The sequence below is a fragment of the Streptomyces sp. NPDC089919 genome, from assembly GCF_040684615.1.
In the GTDB taxonomy this organism is placed as follows: domain Bacteria; phylum Actinomycetota; class Actinomycetes; order Streptomycetales; family Streptomycetaceae; genus Streptomyces.
In genome coordinates, this window is record NZ_JBFBGK010000215.1 from 1 (window position 1) to 3,712 (window position 3,712).

Genomic DNA, 3,712 nt, shown 5'->3' on the forward strand with positions numbered 1-3,712 from the left:
CGCTTTTCCGCTGGGGGGTGGGCGCCCCCCCCCCCCCCCCGCCCGCCCCGGGGGCGCGCGGCGCCGCCCGCGCGCCCCCCGCCGGCTCCCGGCGTGCCCGGCGACCGCCGCCGGACCGGGCCGGCCGGCGCTCAGCGGGCGGTTGCCGTCAGGTGCTCAGCAGGCGGTTGAAGAAGGACCGGTACTGCCGCAGGGCCATCCGCAGTTCCTCGGTGGCCGGTTCGCCGTCCTGCTGCCACTGGTGGCCGAGCCGTTCCTTGCGGTCCGCGAAGGTGCCCGCGAGGGACTGCATCACGGCGGCGACCAGTTCGTCCGCCGCCCGCACCGAGTCCCGCGGGTCGTCGACGAAGCCGGCCTGGATGCCGCGCCACTGCTCACGGAACTCCGCCGCCCGGCCCTCCGCCATCAAGGGCTCGTCCTCGGGCTCGTCCGCGCTGCCGGCAGCGGGATCGGCAGCCGGGGTCCCGCGATCTCCGCGGTCACCGGGGTGGTCCCCGCGGTCCCCGGGCCGGCCCTGGTCCGGGCCGCCGGTGGCCTCGCCCGGGTAGACGGCCGCCCGGTGCCCCGGGTCCTGGCCGCCGCCGGCCAGGTCCTCGGTGGTGAGGTTCCGCCCCGCGGCCCCGCGGTCCGGGCCCTCGCGCTCGGGGTCCTCGCGCTCCGGGTACGCGTCACGGGTCCTCATGTCCTCGTCCCGCATCCTCTCCTCGTCCCGGATGCCCGCCTCGTCGCGGAGCAGGGCCTCCTTCTCGCGGAGCAGGTCCTCGTCGCGGGCCATGCCCTGGTCGTGTGCCATGTCCTCACCTCATCGTCCGGATTCGGGGCGGGGTCCGCCGCGGTGCGACCGGGCGCCGTTCGAGCCCCCGCCCAGCAGGTCGTCGAAGAGCGCGCGGTAGTGCACCATGGCGCCGCGCAGCTCCTCCGTGGTGGCGTTGCCGCCGCGGCTGCGCTCGTTGACGGCATGCGCGATGCGGTAGTGCTCGAGGGTGCGGCCGTGCTCGACGGAGAGGTCGCGGACCTGCTGCTCGTACCCGCCGGTGGGGTAGCCGCGGTCCCGCATCAGTCGGGCGACGAGCGCGTCGGCCTCGCCGACGGTCTCCGCCGGGCGGTCGACGAACTGCTCCTGCACACCGCTCCACTCCTCGGCGTAGCGGTGCCGCGCCTCGACGGGCAGTTCCTTCAGGTCGAGCTCGCCGTGGCGCCGTTCGCGCGCACGGAGGGCGTTCTCAGCGGCCATCCTGCCGCCTTCTTCCTGGACCGCCCGGTCGTACTCGGGGCCGAAGTGCCGCTGCAGGCGGCGGCGCCGGCCGAGCAGCCAGAGCGCCGTCACCACCATGATCAGCACGACGGCGCTCGGGACGACGATGGCGATCCACATCGCAGTGGACATCAGGGCCTCCTGGACGTCGCAGCCGGTAGATGACCGCTGGTGCCCCGGTAACCGCCCGTCAAACAACTCCCGCTCCGACCTGGGCCGTCGCTCGTGCCGTCGGGCGGGTGAGGCCGTCGACGTACGCGCGGACGAGGCGTGGGACGAGGCCCGGAGGCGGGTGTCGGGCGGGGCGGGCGGCCGCCGGCGGTGGGCTTCGGCGGCGGCCGGTCCGGGTACCCCCACCGCTCCCGGACCGACCCGCCCGGCCAAGTGCGCGTACCGGGAGCCGTGTTGCCCGGACACCCCTCGCACGCACCGCGGCCCGCGACCCCGCGGGCGGGGCGGCGTCACCCGCTGCGCCGCGCCCGCCGGCGAGGTCGTGACACCGGGGCCGCCGCCCCCCGTTCTCGGGCGCCGGGCCCGACCGCGGCGGGCCCCGGTGGGATCAAGATTCGCCCGCCGGCGCTTTGTTGCGCACCCCGCGACCAGCCATGAATCAATCCCGGCGGCCCGCCCGCCGCCCGGCGGCTCAGGAGGTCGGGGCGCCGAACCAGCGGGTGAGGGCCGCGGTCAGGGTGGGCCGGTCCCCGCCCGCCCAGGCGATGTGCCCGTCGGGACGCAGGAGGAGCGGCGGGAGGTCCGGGTGGCCGGAGGTGTCGACGACGTGGTCCACGCGGTCGGCCCAGCCGGCGGTGATGAGCCGCCCGGTGGGGTCGAGGAGGAGGCCCCGGCCGGTCTGCATCAGGTCGTAGAGCCTGCCCCGCCCGAGCCGGAGGTCCGGCTGGCGACAGCCGAGGAGGGCGGGGCGGGGGCCGGGACCCTCCGCGCTCCGGTTCTCTTCCCTTGCGCCGCCTTCCTCCTCGCCTGCTCCGTCGTAGGCTCCTGCGCCTCCGCCCTGGCCGAAGTCGTAGCGAACGCCGAGCGCGGTGATCAGGCCGGTGACGTACCGGTTCACCTCCACGAAGTCCATCAGCTCCGAGAGCAGGCCGCGCAGGGCGGCCGGGCCGGGGCCGGGGCCGAGGAGGGTCATCTGGGCCCGGCAGTTGTCCAGGACCCGGGCGGCGACCGGGTGCCGTTCCGCCTCGTACGTGTCCAGGAGGTCCGCGGGGGCCCAGCCGGCGACCGCGGCGGCCAACTTCCAGCCCAGGTTGAAGGCGTCCTGCACGCCGAGGTTCATGCCCTGGCCGCCGGTCGGCGGGTGCACGTGGGCCGCGTCACCGGCCAGCAGGACCCGGCCCTCGCGGTAGCGCTCGGCCTGCCGGGTCGCGTCGCCGAACCGGGACAGCCAGCGCGGCGAGTGCACCCCGAAGTCGGTGCCCGCGTGGGCCCGCAGCTGCCGCCTGAACTCGTCGAGGGTGGGCGCGGCGCGGTCCTCCGACACGCCGTCGGCGGGCACCACGACGCGGTAGCCGCCGGTCGGGTCCGGGGCCAGACCGAAGCGGAGCTGGGTCTTGCGGACCTCCGCCACGACGGCGGCGACGGTCGCCGGGTCCTCGGCCACCGCCATCTGGCCGAGCAGGGTCTCGACCGTGGCGGCCTCGCCGGGGAAGGGGACCCCGAGCAGCCTGCGGACCGTACTGCGGCCGCCGTCGCAGCCGACGAGGTAGCGGGCGCGGAGCCGGGTGCCGTCGGCGAGCACGGCGTCCACGCCGTCGTCGTCCTGGGCGAGGCCGGTCAGTTCGCTGCCGCGCCGGATGTCGGTGCCGAGTTCGAGGGCCCGGTCGGTGAGGATCCGCTCGCCGGCGGGCTGGGGTACGGCGAGGCCGTAGGGGTGGGCGGTGTCCATCCCCTCGGGCCAGCCCGTGTGGACGCCGCCGAAGAAGCCGCCGACCCGGAACTCCTCGCCGGCCGCGCGGAACCGGTCGAGGAGGCCGCGCATGGCCATCACCTCCACGCTGCGGGCGTGCAGGCCCTGGCCGCGGGGCTCCTGGGTGGGCTCGGCCAGCCGCTCCAGGACGACGACCTGCACGCCGTGCAGTCGCAGTTCACAGGCCAGCATCAGGCCGGTGGGGCCGGCGCCGGCCACGATCACGTCGGTCATTGCGTGTGTCTCTTCCGGGGGGGCGGGCTGAGACGGGTGATTCTGCGACAACCGGGGGGCCTTGCCGCAAGGCCCCCCTCGCGCCGTACGCTGAAAGGGGCTGGGGATCGCATCCCCGGCCCCTTCCCCCGCCGCCCTCCGGCCCGCCGAACCGGGGACCTGGCCCTCGCGGCCTCGCCGGCGCGGGGCACATCCAGCCCCGCCGGCGCTTGAGGCGCGGGGTCCGGGGCAGCGCCCCGAAACCTGGGCCCGCCAACTCCTTGCGCCCGGCCTGCCGGGGACGTCTCCAGCCCCGCCGGGGC

3 protein-coding genes are annotated in these 3,712 nt (G+C 76.7%); all 3 read right to left on the minus strand.

Annotated features, from left to right (window positions below):
- Nucleotides 1-148: 148 nt before the first annotated feature.
- On the minus strand, nucleotides 149-793 hold the full coding sequence (locus AB0O40_RS37655; RefSeq protein WP_365050827.1) for a hypothetical protein: 645 nt from the start codon (nucleotides 791-793) through the stop codon (nucleotides 149-151).
- Between the two features lie 9 nt (nucleotides 794-802).
- The gene (locus AB0O40_RS37660) at nucleotides 803-1,387 is read right to left on the minus strand and encodes a hypothetical protein (protein ID WP_365050830.1); all 585 of its coding nucleotides are present in this window, start codon (nucleotides 1,385-1,387) and stop codon (nucleotides 803-805) included.
- A gap of 511 nt (nucleotides 1,388-1,898) precedes the next feature.
- Complete coding sequence (locus tag AB0O40_RS37665; protein ID WP_365050833.1) at nucleotides 1,899-3,410, minus strand: FAD-dependent monooxygenase; 1,512 nt, start codon at nucleotides 3,408-3,410, stop codon at nucleotides 1,899-1,901.
- Between the last annotated feature and the right edge of the window lie 302 nt (nucleotides 3,411-3,712).